Source organism: Dyadobacter subterraneus (assembly GCF_015221875.1).
Classification (GTDB): domain Bacteria; phylum Bacteroidota; class Bacteroidia; order Cytophagales; family Spirosomataceae; genus Dyadobacter; species Dyadobacter subterraneus.
Map to the genome: position 1 here is coordinate 2,940,447 of NZ_JACYGY010000001.1, position 20,006 is coordinate 2,960,452.

The 20,006-nt window shown below is 40.7% G+C and carries 18 protein-coding genes; 4 read left to right on the plus strand and 14 right to left on the minus strand.

What is annotated here, in order from left to right; genetic code table 11:
* Positions 1-35 precede the first annotated feature (35 nt).
* Genes IEE83_RS12085 through IEE83_RS12095 form a run of 3 tightly spaced genes read left to right on the plus strand, consistent with a single transcriptional unit; the run spans position 36 to position 5,774 of the window.
* Positions 36-1,118, plus strand: a complete 1,083-nt coding sequence (locus IEE83_RS12085; protein ID WP_194120827.1) for an efflux RND transporter periplasmic adaptor subunit — start codon at positions 36-38, stop codon at positions 1,116-1,118.
* Positions 1,119-1,144: 26 nt separating this feature from the next.
* Positions 1,145-4,351, plus strand: coding sequence for an efflux RND transporter permease subunit (locus tag IEE83_RS12090; RefSeq protein ID WP_194120828.1), 3,207 nt, complete (start codon positions 1,145-1,147; stop codon positions 4,349-4,351).
* A complete protein-coding gene (locus tag IEE83_RS12095; RefSeq protein ID WP_194123387.1) occupies positions 4,341-5,774 on the plus strand; it encodes a TolC family protein in 1,434 nt (477 codons plus the stop codon). The genes IEE83_RS12090 and IEE83_RS12095 overlap by 11 nt, the downstream gene beginning before the upstream one ends.
* A gap of 163 nt (positions 5,775-5,937) precedes the next feature.
* Here IEE83_RS12095 and IEE83_RS12100 read toward each other — a convergent pair whose 3' ends face one another.
* Positions 5,938-6,171, minus strand: a complete 234-nt coding sequence (locus IEE83_RS12100; protein ID WP_194120829.1) for a helix-turn-helix domain-containing protein — start codon at positions 6,169-6,171, stop codon at positions 5,938-5,940.
* 3 nt (positions 6,172-6,174) lie between these two features.
* Complete coding sequence (locus IEE83_RS12105) at positions 6,175-6,705, minus strand: DUF2975 domain-containing protein (protein WP_194120830.1); 531 nt, start codon at positions 6,703-6,705, stop codon at positions 6,175-6,177.
* 235 nt (positions 6,706-6,940) lie between these two features.
* On the opposite strand from IEE83_RS12105, the gene IEE83_RS12110 reads away from it, so the two are divergent.
* Complete coding sequence (locus tag IEE83_RS12110; protein WP_194120831.1) at positions 6,941-7,468, plus strand: hypothetical protein; 528 nt, start codon at positions 6,941-6,943, stop codon at positions 7,466-7,468.
* A gap of 4 nt (positions 7,469-7,472) precedes the next feature.
* On the opposite strand, the gene IEE83_RS12115 is transcribed toward IEE83_RS12110, so the two are convergent.
* The 12 genes from IEE83_RS12115 to IEE83_RS12170 all read right to left on the minus strand — a co-directional run bounded on the left by IEE83_RS12115 (position 7,473) and on the right by IEE83_RS12170 (position 19,682).
* Entirely contained in the window at positions 7,473-8,894 is a 1,422-nt protein-coding gene (locus IEE83_RS12115; RefSeq protein WP_194120832.1) for a TlpA family protein disulfide reductase, read from the minus strand.
* Positions 8,895-9,035: 141 nt separating this feature from the next.
* Positions 9,036-9,659: a hypothetical protein gene (locus IEE83_RS12120; protein WP_194120833.1), complete on the minus strand. Its 624-nt coding sequence runs from the start codon at positions 9,657-9,659 to the stop codon at positions 9,036-9,038.
* A 186-nt stretch (positions 9,660-9,845) separates the two neighbouring features.
* Positions 9,846-10,700, minus strand: coding sequence for a hypothetical protein (locus IEE83_RS12125; RefSeq protein WP_194120834.1), 855 nt, complete (start codon positions 10,698-10,700; stop codon positions 9,846-9,848).
* Between the two features lie 132 nt (positions 10,701-10,832).
* A complete protein-coding gene (locus tag IEE83_RS12130) occupies positions 10,833-11,147 on the minus strand; it encodes a DoxX family protein (protein ID WP_194120835.1) in 315 nt (104 codons plus the stop codon).
* 15 nt (positions 11,148-11,162) lie between these two features.
* A complete protein-coding gene (locus IEE83_RS12135; RefSeq protein ID WP_194120836.1) occupies positions 11,163-11,918 on the minus strand; it encodes an alpha/beta fold hydrolase in 756 nt (251 codons plus the stop codon).
* 13 nt (positions 11,919-11,931) lie between these two features.
* Positions 11,932-13,269 (minus strand): family 1 glycosylhydrolase, encoded by a 1,338-nt coding sequence (locus IEE83_RS12140; RefSeq protein ID WP_194120837.1) that lies wholly within the window; start codon positions 13,267-13,269, stop codon positions 11,932-11,934.
* A gap of 55 nt (positions 13,270-13,324) precedes the next feature.
* Positions 13,325-14,926, minus strand: coding sequence for a GMC family oxidoreductase (locus IEE83_RS12145; protein WP_194120838.1), 1,602 nt, complete (start codon positions 14,924-14,926; stop codon positions 13,325-13,327).
* The gene (locus IEE83_RS12150) at positions 14,923-15,519 is read right to left on the minus strand and encodes a gluconate 2-dehydrogenase subunit 3 family protein (RefSeq protein ID WP_194120839.1); all 597 of its coding nucleotides are present in this window, start codon (positions 15,517-15,519) and stop codon (positions 14,923-14,925) included. The genes IEE83_RS12145 and IEE83_RS12150 overlap by 4 nt, the downstream gene beginning before the upstream one ends.
* 1 nt (position 15,520) lies before the next feature.
* The gene (locus IEE83_RS12155; protein WP_194120840.1) at positions 15,521-16,384 is read right to left on the minus strand and encodes an SDR family oxidoreductase; all 864 of its coding nucleotides are present in this window, start codon (positions 16,382-16,384) and stop codon (positions 15,521-15,523) included.
* 417 nt (positions 16,385-16,801) lie between these two features.
* Positions 16,802-17,554, minus strand: coding sequence for an SDR family NAD(P)-dependent oxidoreductase (locus IEE83_RS12160; RefSeq protein WP_194120841.1), 753 nt, complete (start codon positions 17,552-17,554; stop codon positions 16,802-16,804).
* A gap of 80 nt (positions 17,555-17,634) precedes the next feature.
* Complete coding sequence (locus IEE83_RS12165) at positions 17,635-18,585, minus strand: helix-turn-helix domain-containing protein (RefSeq protein ID WP_194120842.1); 951 nt, start codon at positions 18,583-18,585, stop codon at positions 17,635-17,637.
* Positions 18,586-18,764: 179 nt separating this feature from the next.
* Positions 18,765-19,682 carry an AraC family transcriptional regulator gene (locus IEE83_RS12170; protein ID WP_194120843.1) on the minus strand — a complete coding sequence of 306 codons (918 nt, stop codon included), beginning with the start codon at positions 19,680-19,682 and terminating at the stop codon, positions 18,765-18,767.
* Positions 19,683-20,006 lie beyond the last annotated feature (324 nt).

A 20,006-nucleotide genomic window follows, 5' to 3' on the forward strand; every position in this document is an offset into this window, starting at 1 on the left:
CCAAAACTCATATAGTATTAAATAACAAAATCATCATGAAGAGAATTCTCATGGTCATTAGTTTGTGTGCGTTGTTGCTACATACAAGCTGTGAATCAAAAAAGGAAGAAAAGGAAGAAGAAACCGATTACCAGGTTACTAGTCCGTTGCAGAGGGACACTTTGGTCACAAAGGAGTATGTTGCACAAATCCATGCCATAAGCCATATTGAGCTAAGAGCATTGGAAAAGGGTTATCTTCAAAAAATCTATGTGGATGAGGGGCAATCGGTAAAGAAAGGTCAGCTTATGTTCCAGATCATGCCAATGATCTATCAGGCCGAAGCACAAAAAGCGCAGGCAGAAGCTAATTTCGCAGAAATCGAATACAAAAACACAAAGTCGCTTGCCGATAGCAATGTTGTTTCTAAAAATGAACTTGCACTGGGTAAAGCCAAATTTGATAAGGCAAAAGCAGAACTTGGATTGGCGAAGGCCCATTTAGGTTTTACTGAAATCAGAGCTCCTTTCAATGGTATCATGGATCATTTCCAGGGACGGTTGGGAAGTCTTGTAGATGAAGGCGATTTGCTTACAACATTATCAGACAACAGCAAAATGTGGGTTTACTATAACGTACCGGAAGCTGAATATCTTGATTACAAAACCAAGATCAGCAAAGAAGGTCCGTTAAAAGTGGAATTGCTGATGGCAAACAATAAATTGTTTGATTACCCTGGATATGTTGAAACGATTGAGGCCGACTTTAACAACGAAACAGGTAACATCGCTTTCAGAGCAACCTTCCCTAATCCAAAAGGATTGTTGAGACATGGTGAAACTGGTAACATCCAGGTGAAGCTTCCGTACAAAGATGCGCTTATCATCCCTCAGAAAGCTACTTTCGAGGTTCTTGAAAAGAAATATGTCTATGTGCTTGATAAAGACAATGTGGTTAAATCAAGAGAAATAACGATAGCAGCTGAGTTGCCGCACATTTTTGTCGTTAAATCAGGTTTGAATAAGAGTGACAAAATCCTTCTTGAAGGTTTACGTCAGGTGCACGAAAATGAAAAAATTCATACAAAATTCGTTAAGCCTGATTCTGTTATCTCTCATTTAAGTCTGTATGCCGAATAGTTAGGTATTTAAAATAGCCAAAAGACATGTTCAATCAATTCATACGAAGACCTGTATTCGCTATTGTGATTTCGATCATGATAGTATTTATAGGCATCCTGGCAATTGAGAAATTACCTATTTCCCAGTTCCCGGACATTGCCCCAACGACAGTAAACATTTTTATAGCTTATCCTGGTGCGAGTGCTGATGTACTCGTTAAGTCCACGCTTATCACCCTTGAACAGGCGATCAACGGGGTTCAGGACATGCGTTATATCGCAACCGATGCAACCAGTGCTGGTGAGGCTACGCTCAGGATTATCTTCGAGCCCGGGACCGACCCCAACGTTGCTGTAATCCGGGTTAAAACAAGGGTGGATCAGGTTATGCCACTTTTGCCGGAACTTGTTCAGCGCGAGGGGGTTATTATTTCGCCCGTACAGCCTAGTATGTTGATGTACGTTAACCTTTACTCGAAAGAGAAAAGCATTGACGAAAAATTCCTTTTCAACTACGCCACTGTTAAAATGATCCCTGAAATTCAGCGGACCAAAGGTATAGCAAGAGCGCAGATATTGGGTAGTAGAAGATATGCGATGCGTCTTTGGTTAAATCCGGAACGTATGCGTGCTTATAATATCTCGACAGAAGAAGTAATGAAAGCAGTAGGCGAGCAAAGTATTGTTGGTCGTCCGGGTCGGATTGGTCAAAGTTCTGGTATCGCTGCACAATCTCTGGAATATGTACTAACCTACAAAGGTCGGTATGATAAGCCAGAAGAATATGAGGGAATTATCATACGTGCAAATTCAAATGGTGAGAGTATCCACCTTCGGGATATTGCAAAAGTTGAGTTAGGTAGTGAATTCTTTGATATTTATTCCAACCTTGATGGTCATCCTTCGGCGGCCATCGTGTTAAGACAAAACTATGGTAGTAATGCCAGCGACGTAATTGAAGAAGTAAAAAAGAAGCTTGAAGTGATGAAGGAATCTTTTCCTCCGGGAGTGGATTACAAAATCAGTTATGACGTTTCGAATTTCCTTGATGCGTCCATCGAGCAGGTTATTGACACTTTACGTGATGCGTTTATCCTGGTTGCCCTGGTAGTTTTTGTATTCCTTGGCGACTGGCGTTCAACTTTGATTCCGATCCTTGCGGTTCCGGTGTCTTTGGTCGGGGCGTTCTTTGTGATACAGGCATTTGGGCTTTCCATCAACCTGATCACACTTTTTGCCCTTGTACTTGCGATTGGTATTGTTGTGGATGATGCGATTGTCGTCGTCGAGGCCGTCCATGCGAAGTTTGAAGAAGAGCCCGGTATCTCGCCGTATAATGCGGTGAAAAAGGTACTTTCCGAAATCAGTGGTGCGATTATCGCTATCACAGCCGTAATGGTGTCGGTATTCCTTCCGATTTCGTTCATGTCTGGTCCGGTTGGTACTTTCTACCGACAATTCTCGATCACGATGGCTAGTTCGATTGTAATTTCGGCCTTGATCGCCTTGACACTTACTCCGGTATTGTGCGCCATGCTGCTTCAAAATCACCATGGACATGAGAAAAAGAAAAACATACTTACAAAAGCGCTTGACAGTTTCAACCGTGTATTTGATAAACTTACAGGAAGATATGTAAGCTTGTTGAAAGGAATTGTTAGCCGCAGATTTGTTACCTGGGCAGTATTATTAGCATTCTGCGCCGGAATCATTTTTGTGAATAAAATTCTGCCGGCAGGGTTTATTCCCAATGAGGATCAGAGTACGATTTACGCGATTATCCAGACACCTCCGGGTTCTACACTTGAAAAAACGAACGAAGTTTCAAGACGTCTTCAAAAGATTTGCGAAGAAGTGGGGGGAATTGAATCGGTATCTTCTCTTGCGGGTTACGAGATCATGACAGAGGGACGGGGTTCTAACGCCGGTACTTGTTTGATCAACTTGAAACCTTGGGGAGATCGTGACAAGAACGTGAAGGAAATCATGGAAGAGCTTGAATCAAAAACAAGAGGTCTTGGAGCCGTGGTTGAATTCTTCGAACCACCAGCGATTCCTGGTTTTGGTACTTCGGGTGGTTTCTCGATGCGTTTGCTGGATAAAAATTCGGAGACAAATTACGCCGAGTTTGATAAGATCAACAAGCAATTCATGGCAGATCTTGCAAAACGTCCTGAACTTACAGGTTTATTTACATTCTTCGCTGCGAATTACCCTCAGTACGAATTGCAGATTGACAACCAGCTTGCCATGCAAAAAGGAGTTTCGATCGGAAAAGCGATGGACAACCTGAACATCATGATTGGTAGTACATACGAACAAGGTTTTACAAGATTTAACCAGTTCTTTAAAGTATATGTGCAGTCTGATCCAAGTTTCAGACGACTTCCATCGGATTTGTTAAAGCTTTTTGTTAAAAATGATTCGGGAGAAATGGTACCTTATTCGTCATTCATGACTTTGAAAAAAGGTCAGGGTCCTAACGAGATTACACGTTTCAACTTGTACAATTCAGCAGCGATCCAGGGTCTTCCGGCCAAAGGTTACACAACTGCTGATGCAATTGCAGCCATTCGTGAAGTTTCAGCCAAGACATTACCAAAAGGATACGATATCGCATTTGAAGGTCTTTCTTATGATGAATCGATTCGTGGAAATGAGTCTCTTGTCGTGTTCATGATCGTATTAGCGTTCGTATACTTTGTCTTGGCGGCGCAGTATGAAAGTTTCATTATTCCTTTCGCGGTAGTATTATCGCTGCCGGTTGGGGTATTTGGTTCATTCCTGCTTCTGAAACTGATGGGTCTTGAAAATAACATTTATGCTCAGATCGGTCTGATCATGCTGGTTGGTTTATTAGGTAAAAATGCCGTATTGATTGTAGAGTTTGCTGTCCAGAAACGTCAGCAGGGTGATACAATCCTGAACGCAGCCATTGAAGGAGCAAAAGTTCGTTTCCGTCCTATCCTGATGACATCATTCGCATTCGTTGCCGGTTTGATACCTTTGATCAGTGCGTCAGGTGCAGGTGCTATTGGTAACCGTACAATCGGTGCTTCGGCCATGGGTGGTATGTTATTCGGAACGATTTTCGGGGTAATCATCATTCCTGGATTGTACTTTATATTTGGCAATTTGGCCGATGGTAGAAAAATGATCAAAGATGAAGAGGACGGCTCGTTGTCTGAGCAGTTTGTTCACGCAATCGACGCATTCCCTCAAACAAATGAACCTCATAATGATGCGCAATAAAAGAATATTAAGTTGGGTCGGGATAGCATTTATATCCCTCGCTTACACCGCCTGTAAGGCGCCAACTCTGGTTACGAAAACCGAAAATAAAGCAGTACCTGTGAGCTATACCGGCTCACAGGACTCAACGAACGTAGGAAAACTTTCCTGGAAAACTTACTTTACGGATAGTGCACTGGTAGCTCTGATCGATCAGGGACTGCAAGGCAACCAGGAATTGAATATCACATTGCAGGAAATCCAGATTGCCAATAATGAGATTATGGCAAGAAAAGGGGAGTACATGCCTTTCGTGAATCTGGGTGGAGCTGCTGGTGTTGAAAAGGCATCGCGTTATACACTTCCGGGTGCTACGGAGGAGGTCACTGAAATAAAGCCTGGAAAGAAAACGCCGGATCCTTTATCTGATTTTCGTTTTGGCGCTACGGCCTCCTGGGAAATCGATATCTGGCATAAATTAAGAAATGCAAAGAAGGCTGCTGCTTACCGCTATCTGTCATCAGTAGATGGTAAAAATTTCACAGTGACGAATGTTGTTTCAGAAATTGCCAGTAACTATTACGAATTATTGGCCTTGGATGCACAGCTGGAAATTTTGCAGAGAAACATTGATATTCAGAATAACGCCCTGAAAATTGTCAAAATGGAGAAAGAAGCAACCCGTGTAACGGAACTGGCTGTAAAGCGGTTTCAGGCGCAGGTGCTGAATACTCAAAATCTGCAATACGATATCAGACAAAAGATTGTTGAAGCGGAAAACCGTATTAATTTTCTTCTTGGCCGGTATCCACAGCCGGTTGTGAGAACACATCAGAATTTTGAAACACTGATGCCAACGATTATCCAGACTGGTATTCCTACTCAGTTATTGGAAAATCGTCCGGATGTTAAACAGGCAGAGAATGATCTTGCAGCTGCAAAACTTGATGTTCAGGTTGCAAAAGCGAATTTTTATCCTCGCCTTGGTCTTTCAGCGGTACTTGGTTTCCAATCGTTCAATCCGGTTTATCTTGCAAAAATGCCTAAGTCGATCATTACTTCTTTTGCAGCGGATATGGCAGGACCGTTGGTTAACAAGAATTTAATTAAAGCCACTTATTACAGTGCAAATGCCAAGCAGATTCAGGCCGTTTACAATTATGAACGTACTGTTTTGAACGCTTATATTGAGGTGGCAAACCAGATTTCAAGAATTGGTAACCTTGAAAGAAGTTATGAACTGAAAAAGAGCGAAGTGGATGCACTTACAGAGTCAATCAATATTTCAAATCGTCTTTTTGCTTCGGCGAGAGCAGATTACATGGAAGTACTTTTGACCCAACGTGACGCACTTGAATCAAGATTCGATCTTATTGAAACAAGAATGAACCAGATGAATGCAACGGTAAGTATCTACCGTGCATTAGGAGGTGGATGGAGATAATAAAATGCAAAGGTCATCTTAGCAGATTAATTTCCAGTATAAATCAAAAGAAATGGTTGCCGGAAGTCTGGCAACCATTTCTTTTTTTGAACCAATCCTAATGACAACTCCTGACCATAAGTGACCACCCTTGACAATTCCTGACTACAAAATTAGCAAAATCCTAATCCTCCGAAATTTCCACCTCCACATCACTTTCCACATATTCCAAAATATCACCCGGCTGACAATTCAATACTTTGCAGATAGCATCCAGAGTACTAAATCGAATTGCTTTTGCTTTTCCGGTTTTAAGGATTGACAAATTTGCAAGGGTCAATCCCACTTTATCAGAAAGTTCATTTAATGACATTTTCCGTTTAGCCATCATCACATCCAAATTTACAATAACGGCCATGTTTTATACAGTAAGGTCATTTTCCGATTGAATTTCTACACCACGCTTGAATACCTGAGAAATAATAAATACCAGTCCTGCAATGAAAATAAATTCATCAGCTGCCAATTTCTCACTATTTATTCCAGCTGTTTTAAGCAACCTGCCAACGTTTTCGTTGTTGAGCAACGCAACAATCCAGATTCCGAGTAAAATATAACTGATCCTTTCAAGGATATGAACCACTTCAATTTTAAACGGATTCACCAGATTTACCTTTGAAAGTGCGGTTATCAGCAAATACAAAACATACGCCTTCATAGCCGATACTGCAAGAATAAAGGAAACTACGTAAGTATATTGCCAAATACTGAATTCCCGGAGCTCCTCTAAATTCAGATTTTTATACAAATTTTTCGCTGCCTCCGGATTAATACAGCTTACCACGTAAGACACCAGAATTGCGCCTGTTTCTATCATTAAACCAACAAATGCTATCCATGTCAGGACATACATTACATCTAAAATCTGCTTTGTTCTTGTATCGTTTCTCATAATATTGTTGTTTGAAGAAACAAATATAGGTAGATATTTATTGTTTATCAATAAATAAAAATTCTTTTTCGATAAACAAGATTAGCTCATCTTTGGTAAACTCTGATTTTTCTTATTACCACATTATTAGTTTTTCGATTAATTGTTGTCGGTTACAATTCTGACTGTATATTTAATAAGCAATTTTTAAGCTTTTGAATGACCAGTTTTTCTAGACCCAACTACTTTTGAAAAGATGAAAAGTCTCTTGGTATTTATGATGATTTATTTCGGTAGTCGCGAGATTCGGGCGCAAAACTGGCATCCGGAATTTAGTCTTCCCTTGGGTTCAGAACTACTTTCAAATATCAATATTCAAAATTTGAGCAGTTATTTAGAAAGGAATTTACCCTGGCACCGACCAGGAAGTTGTGAAGTGGAATTCTCTGTTTTTCATTTCAGGGTGAATAGTGAGGGCAAAATTGACAGCATCCGCACAGAAGGAAATTTGAGCAAGGAAGTATCCGCTCAGATCATAAAAAATATATACAAAACGGAAGGAAAATGGAAAATTCCGGATCATTCAAAGCCAGGTGATAAATGCTGGTTTGTATATCCTTATTTTTTGTTTGGAAATTATAGGCCTTGCCAAAATACTAATAAAACGTCCTACCAGCAGATGTATATTCTATATCACATTTATTCCGAAACTGCTGATACACGTGATTCGATGGGCAGAGTAATTCTATCTCCAAATAGATTTGCCAAATTGGACGAAAAATAAAATATTAACGAATTGTGCGATAATGGTCAATTAAACTCGTTAGCTTTTTTTCATTGGGGGATATTCCTGGTGCATTAAGTGCCAATATTTTTCCATCTTTATTAATAATCACATATCTGGGAAGCATTTTTATATCCAGATCCTCAGCGAATTTTGAGGTGTTCCCTCCCGGTATCCAAAATGAATTATTAGTATCTAATTTCAATTTTTTGATAGTAGCATTCCATTTTTCTTTCTTTCGATCAACAGAAATCCATATAAATTTGACTGAGCTATCATTACGATATGTGTCTTTCAATTTAGTCATCGCCGGGAAGGATTTCAGGCAAGGCCCGCACCAGGTTGCCCAAACGTCTACTATTGTTACCGGCGCTAGTTTTTGACCCAACTCAATTTCCTTTCCGGATTCTGTGATCAATTTGTATTTTTTTACAACTTCGCCAGTGATATCAATAGCTTGTAAATCAGATACTTTTTTCAAAAGGAAATGTGTCCTGGATTCTCCTAGATATGTTTTGTAAGCATTAATTAATGAAATTATAGATGGATATTCAGGATTGTAAATTTTGGTAAAATTAGTAAGCATAGACAGATAATAATCGATAAGATAGGATTGCGTACTACCGATAAATTGTTTTTTCGAAATTTCCAGCATGTAGGCATAAATACCAATTTTCGCGATTTTGGAACTGTCACCAGCTGCATACGCTGCGTCAGCATAGTAACCTACAAGATTTGGAAAAAAGTATCGCTTGTTTTCACTCGACAAAGAATCGGCTGGTTCCTGAATTTGGGGAAGGGTATTAATATATTTTTCAAAGAAGGATTGTCTATCTGTAAATGGAAGTTCTCTCGATGATGCATAATTCATTAATACTCTTGGCAGAAAAAAACGATTTTCCTCTTTTTCGATTTGGAATAATTTAGCAATTACCGAATCACTTTTTATTACAGAGCTGTAAATATTAATATACTGCTGATAAACAGAATCTCTTTTATTTGCCAAACGGGTGGCTTTAACAATAAAATCCTCCGGAGCGGCAACAACATTATTTTCCTTAACTTTTGGAACCTTGCCGCTCACTGCTAAAAAAACATCACGTAAATAGCTATTCCCCAAATAGCCGTCTCCTTCAAAAGTATAAACTGACCGATCCAAGTCAAGTTTAACAACGGATTTGTAGCCCGGTGCCAGATATATTTGCGTTTTATTTCCGGGTGAATATAAAGTCACATAAATGGGGTGAAGTAAGTTAAAATCTTTTTTGTAATGGCCATTAACGGCAACCAAAGTATCTCTTTGAAAAGTGTTTTTTGAGCTGACATCACAAATGATAGTGGGGAATTCAGAATTTATAGAATTTGCAATAATGGTTATATAAGCCGAATATCTTTTAGTATTGCTGGAAAATACATCGTTTGCCATTGTTTGTTTTTTGTATACAAACCAAACAATGGAAGTCACTAAGAAGAGGATGACAATTGCCGATAAAATGAAACACTTTTTCATTCCTTTATTATTTTCCTGAACCAATTTATAAATTGAATATGGCTCTATTTCCAAAACTTATTCTTTCAATAAAATATCAATTAGCTTAACACGGAACAGCCCCTCTCTGAAATTTGTCACTTCAGGGACGTTTGGTAAGGTGGTATTATAACTCATTTTCTTGTTGTCCAGACTTATTGAAAAAGTACCTTCTATTGTTTGAAGTTTTTTATCATAATTGGTAACACGGATCCAGCCTGGTTTCCGGCCCTCATATTCATATTGTTTGTTAACGCCGCTTCCATTAGCTAATAACCAAAAAGCCGTCTTTTCAGAATTTATTTTACGACCTTTATCCAGTTTCGAAATCTTGAATTTTCGTTTTTTTAATGGAATGTTATAAATATGAAGCCTTTGTGTCGGGATACAGTCCAGTCCGTCCAGGCAGCCAGTGACGTATGGCGATTTGCTAATACCGGATCCAAAATGACCTGGATATTCAATATCGGTCATTATTTGAATATTGAATGTTTTAATCGTGGCTGCCTTTTTGCCTTTTGGAATAATACGAAGCGCTTTTCCCGTAGCAAACCAGGTTGAATCATTTTTCAGACTGGTCACATTATATTTGCTATCCAATGGTAAGCGAGGCTGTTTTGCACAAGAAAAAAGTATAGCACCGACAAAGAAAATCCATTTCATATCCGGAGGTTTTAAATTTATTTGCTTCTTAACTAATTCAATAGTTATACTAAGTAACGTCTTTCCTGGATATAACGTGGTGATAAAAAATAAAAGTCTGGACTGTAAAATTTAGATTTAAAAGATACTGCGTTAAAAGGATTAGGACCATCGTTATGTCTTTCATATAGAAAAACCGTTGTCCAATTATAATAATTGCACTTCTTCCTTTTTCGACACTAACAGATTTACACCTATTAAGTAGGGCATAATAAAAGGGAAAGCTGGAATAGATACGAGGTAACTAATGGTTGCCAGGGGGTCTGGACATGAGGGTGGCAAGAGGTTTAACGTGGCCGCTAACAAACTAACCACGGCGTAGGCGTTTCTTGTACGAGACCCGAACAATCCGGAGGCTTTTAAAGACATAACAAAAGCAAAAGTCGCAAGGTAGGTCAATGTCACTTCTGTCATCCCGATAATCATAAACTGTTCTTTAATTACGAGATACCATTCTGGTCTTTTTTGTAATGGTAGAGCAGCAAAAATTTTAAATGACTCCGTCAGGAAAGTGCCCCAAAAAGTCATATTCAAAATAAAAAGTGGAATGGCGATACTCATCATGATACGTCCAAGTGTAGAATAAAGATATTCACCACGGTGTTTTAAGTGTTCCCCCAGCAATATCAAACCGATATTGACAAAAATTCCTGCTATGATCAGAATTAGATATCGGATTTGCTGTTCCATCGCAGTTTCCACCCATTTCTCAATGGTCGCAGGTGGGGGACCGAAGCCCGCGAAAATTGATATAAAAATCCAGGGTATAATGAGAAACCATATGCTGACAATCTGCCTTTTATGGTCATTATTCTGTGAATCAAAATTTTGCCCGACAAGTATACGTGTTGATATGACCATCATAAAGGCATTAATTAACCATACAGGTAAATAAATCTTATAACTCACGTGGCCAACTGCGAAGGCCAGAATAGCCCCTAAAAATGGGATGGACAAAAGGTAAATCCTACTTAATCTAACCAGAAGTAACTTATTGTCCATTATTTCAGATTTCGTTTGTGATACTTGAAAGTATTAAATATGAATTGAATTCCACAAATTGGCAATAAGTTACAAGATATTTTGTAAAGTTCTTATTTGCCTTTATTTAAATCAGGTTGATAATTTTGTCTGCTAGTTTAGGGTATGTGACACAAGAGACCAGTAATAATAAAAGTAGAATGAGCAATACCAGAAAGTGGCGCAGGAAAAAAATATGAAAAATCCGGCATATGCCCATCCCTTGATTCTTGCGGGATTCATTGGAATACCTAATGCCAAAGCTCCCAGCGATTTGGCTATGAAAAGTTCAACACGGTAAGTACTGGAGAATCTCATATGAACATAGGCACCTTTTCCCTCAGACCAGTTATAGACGAAATGGCCGCCTGTGAAAAGCAGCACAAAGAACGTATAATGACATTGTGAAAAATTAAAATGCCAGTTCATTTACCTCTCTCGTTATTACTGACAAATTTCATTAATTAAATCAGCGAGTTTTTCCGAAGTTTCAACGGGAATTAGGTGTCCTGCACCTTCAATTTCTATAAATACTGCTTCCGGGAAATATTTCGAAAATTCCGCTTTTAAAACGCTCGTCGAGAAGTTCGGATCTTGTGAGCCACTGATCACCGTTACCGGAATATTTATATAACTCATCCTTGAAGAAATATCTTCCCGACTTCCTTTTTCAATCCAGGATGTCCAGCCCATTTCTGATATCTGCAAATGTTCGCGGACTGTTTTTTCAAAAAGAGGTTCAGATAAATCACCGGCAGTAATTTTATGTACCAGTTCCTCAATAGCCGGCCGGTTGTCAAAAGTATCAAGCATTTCTTGTCTCTTGTCATCGTCCATAGGCTCTGGTGTCGGAGGCGATGGCGCAACAAGGATAAGCGCATTTATGTTAGTCTGTTTCGATGCCAGATAGGCAGCAATTTTTCCTCCCATGGAATGTCCGATCAAAATATAATTCTCTATTTCGAGCTCTTTTAACAGATTGGCTACATATTCTGCATGTTCATGAACCGAAACTTCCCAGACTGTCGTAGGGGAATTCCCGAATCCGCACAAATCAATTGCCACACAATGAAAATCATCCGCAAGCTGGTCTGTAACCATCGACCAGGTTTGCGCCGATCCTCCGAAATAATGCAAAAAGACGAGTGTTGTAGTATTCCCACCGCCTTTTCGCGCATAGTTCAAATCAATATTGTGCATTTTTTAAATAGTTTTAAACGACAACTTTAAGACGAGCGTCGCGATTGGTTATCTCAAACATTTCCCCGTGAGGAATGATGGTGATTTGTCCATATTCTTTTAAAAGCATCTTGTAAGCGTCAGAAACGGGTCTTGGTTTCCGGTCAAGATCGTATAATCCGCAAGCGATTACATTGTTATTTAATTCGGTCAATCCACTATCCCAATCTATCTGGTCAATTAAACTGTACCAGGTAAAACCCAGAACGGGGACACCGTCAGAGCGCATTCTTAGAACGTTAATCCATTGTTTCCAGAGCCAGGTAGGCGCTTGTTCAGGATCAAAGGTATTGGTTTCTGTATGCATTACCGGCTTTTTGTATCGGTCGTAATAGCCTTTGGTGATCTGGTACCAGCCAAGCACATCCTCCGCGGTACAAATGGTGTTGTCGGGCTTCATTATTTTTTCATTCCGGCCGTAATAATCATTGCCCATAATCTGATATCCCGGAGGTTCACTGACCATAAACCAATCGAATTCCGCTCTGGTCATTCCGTTATCCATTAAGTACGTAAAAATTTCAGAATCAGGCGGGTAGGCATACAAAAGATCAAGCGAAATCAGTCGTTGTTTGTTCAGCAGTTTTACTTCCGGCGATTGTTCCGCCTTTGCCTCATGCATATATTCTGCGCTTTCGCTCTGGATAATAATAGCATCAGGCCGGCATTCCACAATACTATGCGTGGCCATGATACTGGCTGCGACAATGTTTTTCATCGCCGTAACAAAAGCCTTATCCGATTTTAGCTGCTCATTCCATAAACCATCCTTTGCGCTGTTTTTGGCTGTTACATATATCTCATTGACGGGAGTGTAATACCTCACCCATGGATAACGCCTGGCAACTTCCTTTGCATAATCGGAGAAATGAAGCGGTAATTCGGGATTTTGAAAATTACCCAGCCAATCAGGCAAACCGAAATGCATCAGATCCAGAATAGGAGTGACGTGCATTTTTTTCATGGCATTCATCACTTCATCTGCAAATGTCCAGTCATATTTCCCCGGACCCAAATGAATTTTGTGATAGGGAAGTCCGTATCGTAAAACTTTTAACCCAAGCTCATTTACCAGCTCAAAATCTTTTTTCCAGTGTTTATAATGACCGCATTCTTCCAGCTGGTCACGTCTTGTTTTACCATGATTAATGGTAGGAGCGGAGCATTCAATTCCGGTTGCGAACATAAAATTTTGTGCAGAGCCGTTTGGCAAACCACTTCCGGATTCACCTGATGCGCCGCCATGTTCATCGCCTGCATAGTTACTGTCGCCCCGTTGTTTCTTTATGATGTCAAGAAAGCTGCTTTTCATAATGTTGATTTTCTCAAATCTGTTTTACAGGATTTGTTAGTTATGTGTAGTCTTTTTATTTCGTTTTTGATAAAAACAGATCCGCTGTCCGGAGTGATAATGCCATGATCGTCAGTGCGGGATTTGCGCTGAGTGCACTTGGAAAAACCGAATTGTCACAAATGAAAAGATTTGGAATGTCAAAGCTTTGTCCCTCACTGTTCACAACTGCCTGATCTGCTTTTTTACCCATCCTGCATGTTCCGATAATATGGGCACCTCTATTGAAGGACCAGACATTTTCCGCACCGGCTTCGCTCCAAATATTCCGCATCACATTTTCCGCATGCGCTGTTAACCTTTTTTCATTCTCCCCGAAAGTAAAATGGATACGTGGTTTTGGTAAACCGCGCTGATCTGTTTCGTCAGAAAGTTCTACATAGTTAAAATCGTAAGGCAAACATTCACCCAGAATGTTGATCCCGGCTGTGTTGTTATAACACCGCATATGTTCAATCAAAGCTTTTCCCCAAAGTCCCGCACCACGCGCCACCTGCGATGCGTAGGTAACGGGCATCACACCAATGGATTGTAACAGATATCCTCCAACAAAATCAGCCTCTTTTGGCCGGTGAGTATCCTCTGAGATTAATGCGCCTGGAATTCCTTTAAACGGCTGAATATTATGATTAAACTGACCCCAAACCTGCATTCCTGTATGTGCCATGAAATTTTTACCAACTTGTCCGCTGGAATTTGCCAGGCTGTTGATTAATAATAATCTTGGTGTTTCGATAGCGCCGGCGCACAAAAAAACATTACTGCATTTCTGCCGGATTTCCTGGCCATCTTTCTCATAAATAACGGCCGAGATTTTTCCTGACTGGTTTCTTTCAAACCCTGTAACAAAACTGTTGGCACGGATTTCAGCTCCATATTGAACGGCAAGCGGGAGATAGGTCACATCCATACTTCCTTTGGCGCCAATGTCACAACCAGCCTGACAAAAGCCACGATTCGCACACGCCTCGCGCCAGCCAATACCTTGCTGAAAATATCGGGCTGAGAGAGCGGCATTAGCAGCTGCTGACGTTTTGATTCCGAGTGCATCGCATCCCATTTTCATCAGTTGACCAGCACCGTTGATGGGTAATGGTGCCAGGGGATAACTTTTTACACGTTTCTTTCCCCATGGATAATCTGCCGGACCGGAAACGCCTAGAAATTCTTCGATTTCATCAAAGTAACTTTCAAGATCTTCGTATCCAATGGGCCAGTCTACCCCAACGCCGAAATCGGTATGCAAATTAAAATCATCTGTTTGCGGCCGGGGAACATAGGCGGTATAATGTAAAGTGGAACCTCCAACACCGGTTCCTGAATTATTATTGCCAAAAGCCAAGGCATTTTTTCCCGCACTCAGGCGTTCGTCGTTCCAGAAAAGTTTAGCTTGTCCGGGTTCATCGGTTACAAAATCTTTGTTTGCAGACCAGTGACTTCCCGCCTCCAGAGCCACGACTTTTAATCCTGCCCCGGCCAGCCTCGACAGCAGAGGCGCTCCGCCTGCGCCAGTTCCTATGACAACAGCATCGACAATCTCATCATTTGAAAATTGTCTGGAAGGCAAACGATTACCATAAATATCATAAAAGGATCCGGTCCGGTTTTCGTCAGTCATCGGTTATTAGGATTTGGCTTTTCAATCTGGTCGAGGCCTATATTTTTCCATCCTTTTGCGTCGGCAAAAGATATGTCTCCAATTTCTTCTTTGGCCAAAGGATGACTATAATAAAGTTCAACCAAACTTGCCAGTAATTCTTCAAAAAACAGGTTGGAAGGAATCTGGTCCCACTCGTAACCCTTGGCATTACCAGCTTGAATCGTTAAGAGAATCTGGTCCGTTTCGGCGTCGTCAAGATCACAAAAAGTTTTGGCAAAGGCCATCTGAGCCAGTTTTTCCATACCTTTTATTCCCTTTTTGAAAAGCACTTTATCTTCTGGTAATTCATCGTAGCGCCAACCATTTCCAGGGCTTTTGCTCAGCTGTTCATCTAGCAAACCAGCCAGGTCAATCGGTTCATTCCTGTCTTGCGGAATCAATCTCATACAAACGCATTGAAGTATGGAAAAAGATTCATCGTCAAAAAAATCAGGAGTTGACTTTGTATTTGTGTCAAGACGATCTAACAGAAGGGCACGCGTGGATGGCTTTACAAATTCAGTTTCCAAAATTTCCTTTACCCAGCCGTCGGGATAATTGGTATTTTCCATCTTAATCACTGGAAAGTTTGCCGCCCGTAACATGGATAAAACTTCCGGTCATAAAACTTCCGTCGTCCGAAGCCAGAAGTATATAGGCAGGGGCAAGTTCTTCGGGTTGACCCGGGCGTTTCAGTATCACCTCGTGACCAAAATTTTCGACTTCTTCAATGGGCATGGTGCCTGGAATATTTGGTGTCCAGACGGGGCCTGGCACTACGCAGTTGACCCGGATACCTCTGTCTCCAAGATTGAGCGCCAATGATTTTGTGAAAGAATGAATGGCGCCTTTGGTTGACGAATAATCAATTAAAATCGGAATTCCGGTCTTTCCCACGATACTTCCTGTATTAATAATCGAATCGCCTTCTTTCAAAAACGGCAACGCAGCCTGGGCCATAAAAAAATAACCAAGAATGTTGGTTTCAAAAGTACGTCGCAGTTGCTCTTCCGTAATGTCCTCGAATTTTTTCTGTGCCATTTGATATGCTGCATTGTTGACCAGGATATTCAGAACTCCATATTGGTCCACTGTCCTCTGCACAGCATCTTTACAAGCCTGGGAATCCCGGACATCTGATTTGATGATCAGGCATGTTCCTCCTGCTTTTTCACAAAGGGTTTTTGTTTCCGTTGCGTCGTCGTCGTTTTCATTATATAAAATGGCGACTTTGGCACCTTCCAGGCAAAAACCAATGGCAACTGCTCTTCCAATTCCAGAATCTGCACCAGTGATCAGGGCGACTTTACCCTTTAATTTTCCGGCAGGTTTGTAGTGTGAAAATTCAGTTTCCGGAAGCGGATCCATTTTGGATTGCTCGGCAGGATAAGGCTGTTTCTGGCCCTTAAAATCTGTTGCCTTAGGATATGTTTTCATAATTTGTTGATGAAGTGATCGGAAAAGGTGCGAAATTCTCATCTCAGACAATCTTTTCCTTAAATTTCTTCTATCTACAAATCTCATGCCTTTGAGAAGTCACAGCAGCCTAATATTCCTTCAGGGAGTAAACATTTCTGAAATTGAAGTCTTTTCGGACGGTGATCAGCAATTTGTTTATAAAAACGAGTTAACCGCAATTGGTATTTAATAGACTGGATCTTTTATTTGTTTTTGTGGAAAAGGTGTGATTAAATGTTTGAAGATTTGTCTCATTTTTCATTTGCCTTTAAAAAATTGTTTGGTCACACACCGAAAGATTTGATGAAAAAAGAGTCTGAGCACGCTCTGATTTATTTTTAAACGAAAAAAGTAAGCGCCCTTTTGAGCGCTTACAATAAGCAGCAATCTTTGATTTTACAAATTCATACCACCGGTCAATTCAATTCGCTGGCCATTTACCCATTTGGCATCTTCGCTGCAAAGGAATGCCACTACGCCGCCGATATCGTCAGGTAAACCAACGCGTCCAAGCGCGGTAACACCTGCCACATAGGCACGCATTTCCGGCGTGTCTTCCATGGCTGCTCCTCCGAAAATTGCGCCGGGAGCTACTACGTTAGCCGAAATGCCACGTGCACCCAGTTCAAGCGCAAGAAATCTGGTATACACATCGACTGCTCCCTTCATCATGCCGTATGCCGATACACCGGCAAAGCTGACACGGGAAACTGCCGAAGAAATGTTGACAATTCGTCCGCCATCGTGCATATAATCCAATGCTTTTTGAGTCAGGAAATAAACACCTTTCACATGAATATTCAACATTTCATCAAACTGAGCCTCAGTAGTTTTTGTAAAAGGCGCGGACAGGCTGGTTCCTGCATTGTTGACCAGGAAATCGAAACGTTCTGCACCAAAAGTTGACTTTAATGCCAGCGCGGTTTGCTGAAAAAAGTTGTCAAAGCCGCTAATGTCGGCCGTGTTTAGAGGCAAAGCAACGGCTTTTCGCCCAAGAGCGGTTATGGCCGCTACGGTTGCGTCGGCTTCGGTTTGATTGCTGCGATAAGTGAGCAGGACGTCTGTGCCTTTTTTAGCCAGACTAATTGCAATATCTTTTCCAATTCCACGGCTTCCACCGGTTACTAATGCGATTTTTTGAGTTGCCATAAGACTTTTTTTGTACTGATTAAAAACAATACAAAAGTCCGTCAAAGGGGAGAGGTCAGGTTTGTTTCAACCAATCAATTTTATGTATAATTCAAACTTTTTGTTTGTCTTCGAAATACACCCGGAGAAAAGGAAGTTTCGTTTTTAAAGAATTTGGCAAAATGGGCAAAGTCCGAAAATCCCAGACTATCCGCAATTTCGGCGATACTCCAGCCGGTGTGGCGAAGTAATGCTTTTGCTTCCTGAAGAATTCTCCCGGCAATAAGTTCAGTTGTCGTAAGACCAGTCGTCTCTTTTAGTACTTTATTTAAATGATTGATATGCACCGCCAGTTGATCGGCATATTGTTTTGCGGTGCGAATGGTAAGCTTTTGTTGTGGACTTTCCAGGGGAAACTGTCTTTCGAGAAGTTCTAAAAAAAGAGACGTTGTTCGAGCGGAAGCGCTGTGATTCGGATGAAGTATGGTGCTGGACTGTAACTTCTGCCCAATATGGATCAGTTCGAGCGCGTAAGCCCGAAGCAGGTCATATTTGTAAGCGTAATTAGATGCAATTTCGGCTTCCATATTTTCAAAAATCCCTTGTACACGCGTAATATCGGCATCTGAAAGGGAATAAACCGGATGTTCAGGCGATTTGAAAATGGGCAGTTCGTCCAATACCACACCACTTCTGCTTGGGTGAAGGAATTCAGCAGTGAATACACAGAACTGTCCGGTCTGGTGCCCTATCGGCAGCCAATAAAACGGACTTTTGGGCGTTGAAAATACGAGGGTTGGTCGTAATATTTCAACCTTTCGGTCATGAAATTCAGCCACCGAGCGACCCGTCAGAAAACTTATTTTGTAAAATGCACGGGAAGCGCAGGATACTGCCGATTTCTCATGAGGCCCCTGCGTAATCTCAGTTAAATTGAAAACATTGAAATGACCCACTTCCTGTTGGATACCTTCCGGCAGCAGTGCACTTAAATCCGTAGATGAGCCGCTTGAAAAGCGGGAGCACAATTCTTCAAACGATGTTGTAAGCATGTTTTAATTTGTAAAAAACAAAGATAATGAAAAACAGATTACATCTTTGAAGATAGGATTATGTTTCACGCAAAGCTTAAAAAGTAAAATGGATAAGACCTCTCTTTGCGTACTTTCATTACAACTTATTTTCTTTGCGTGATTGCAGAGGCTCCTAAAAACTAAGAAGGTATTAAGCCTTAAAAATTTCTCCTGAATTCGGCCGGTGTATACCCAGTATTCTTTTTGAAGAATAGATTAAAACTGGGCTGCTCAGCAAAACCGATGCTATAACTAATATCTTGAAGGCTCCAGTCGGTTTGGACTAACAATGCTTTTGCTTCGTCCAGTAACCGGTTGCGGATGTGCGTACTGGCATTTTGTCCTGTATGTTTTTTAAGTAATTGATTTAGGTAATTGGGATGCATCTGAAGGCTGCCGGCAAATTCCTTGGCCGTTTTGATACGAATCGGTGCGCTGTAATTAATAGCCGAAGTTTCTTTTTCAAGCAGATCAAAAAAGTGATGGATATGCGTAAAATCCTCGGTAACCTCATCGGGTTTGGGATGACGTGCAACTTTCATACTTTCAACCATTAAAAGTTGTAGAAAGGCCTGCATGGCGTCTTCCTTGAAATCACTGTTGCCTAATTCCTCTTCCTGCATTTTTTCAAAATACTGGCCTATCCGCAGCACCTCAGGATCGGTCAACCGGATTACACTTTTTGATTTATCAGAGAACAATCCGAATTTATCAATCACCGCTTTAAGTTGTAAGTGATGGTTAACAAACGATTTTTTAAACAAAACATAAAATCCACCAGATTCATCGGACAAATTTTTCCAGGAAATAATGTCGTTGGGATGAATGAACAATAGCGTCGGCTCCTCAATGTAATAAGTATTGAGGCCCATGGTGAAAACGCCGGTACCTTTTGTAATGAATAAAATCTTGTAAAACTCCCGTCTGTTTGGTGAAAGATAATTCCGGCATTCATGCTGCTCGCGGTTAAAAACACGAATGTTCCAGTCTTCAAAATATTCACGAAAAACGGGAATCATATCTGGCAAGTCGCGCAGTGTGTCGATCACTTTGCTGTCTAGGGTTGTTTTGAGCATAACGGTTTGTCAGAGGTTTATACAAATTTACTCAAAATCAATGATGTATGAAGAAAGTGAAACTGGCGAATTTCAGGTTTAAGATAGCCACATTTAATTATTCTCTCTCACTTTCAACTGGTAATCTTTCAATATATTTCCCAGAACCGGCGGAAATTGCCGGTGTTAACACCTGAAAAACCTGCTTTATTTAGTTTCAAAGGAATTAACGTCTTTTATATTTTGACAATACAAGATTAAGCTGAAACAGGGGATGCCTTGTTACGAAATGCAAAGCTTCTGTTATGAATTTCAAAGATTGAATGGAAAAGTATAGCGTTCGTG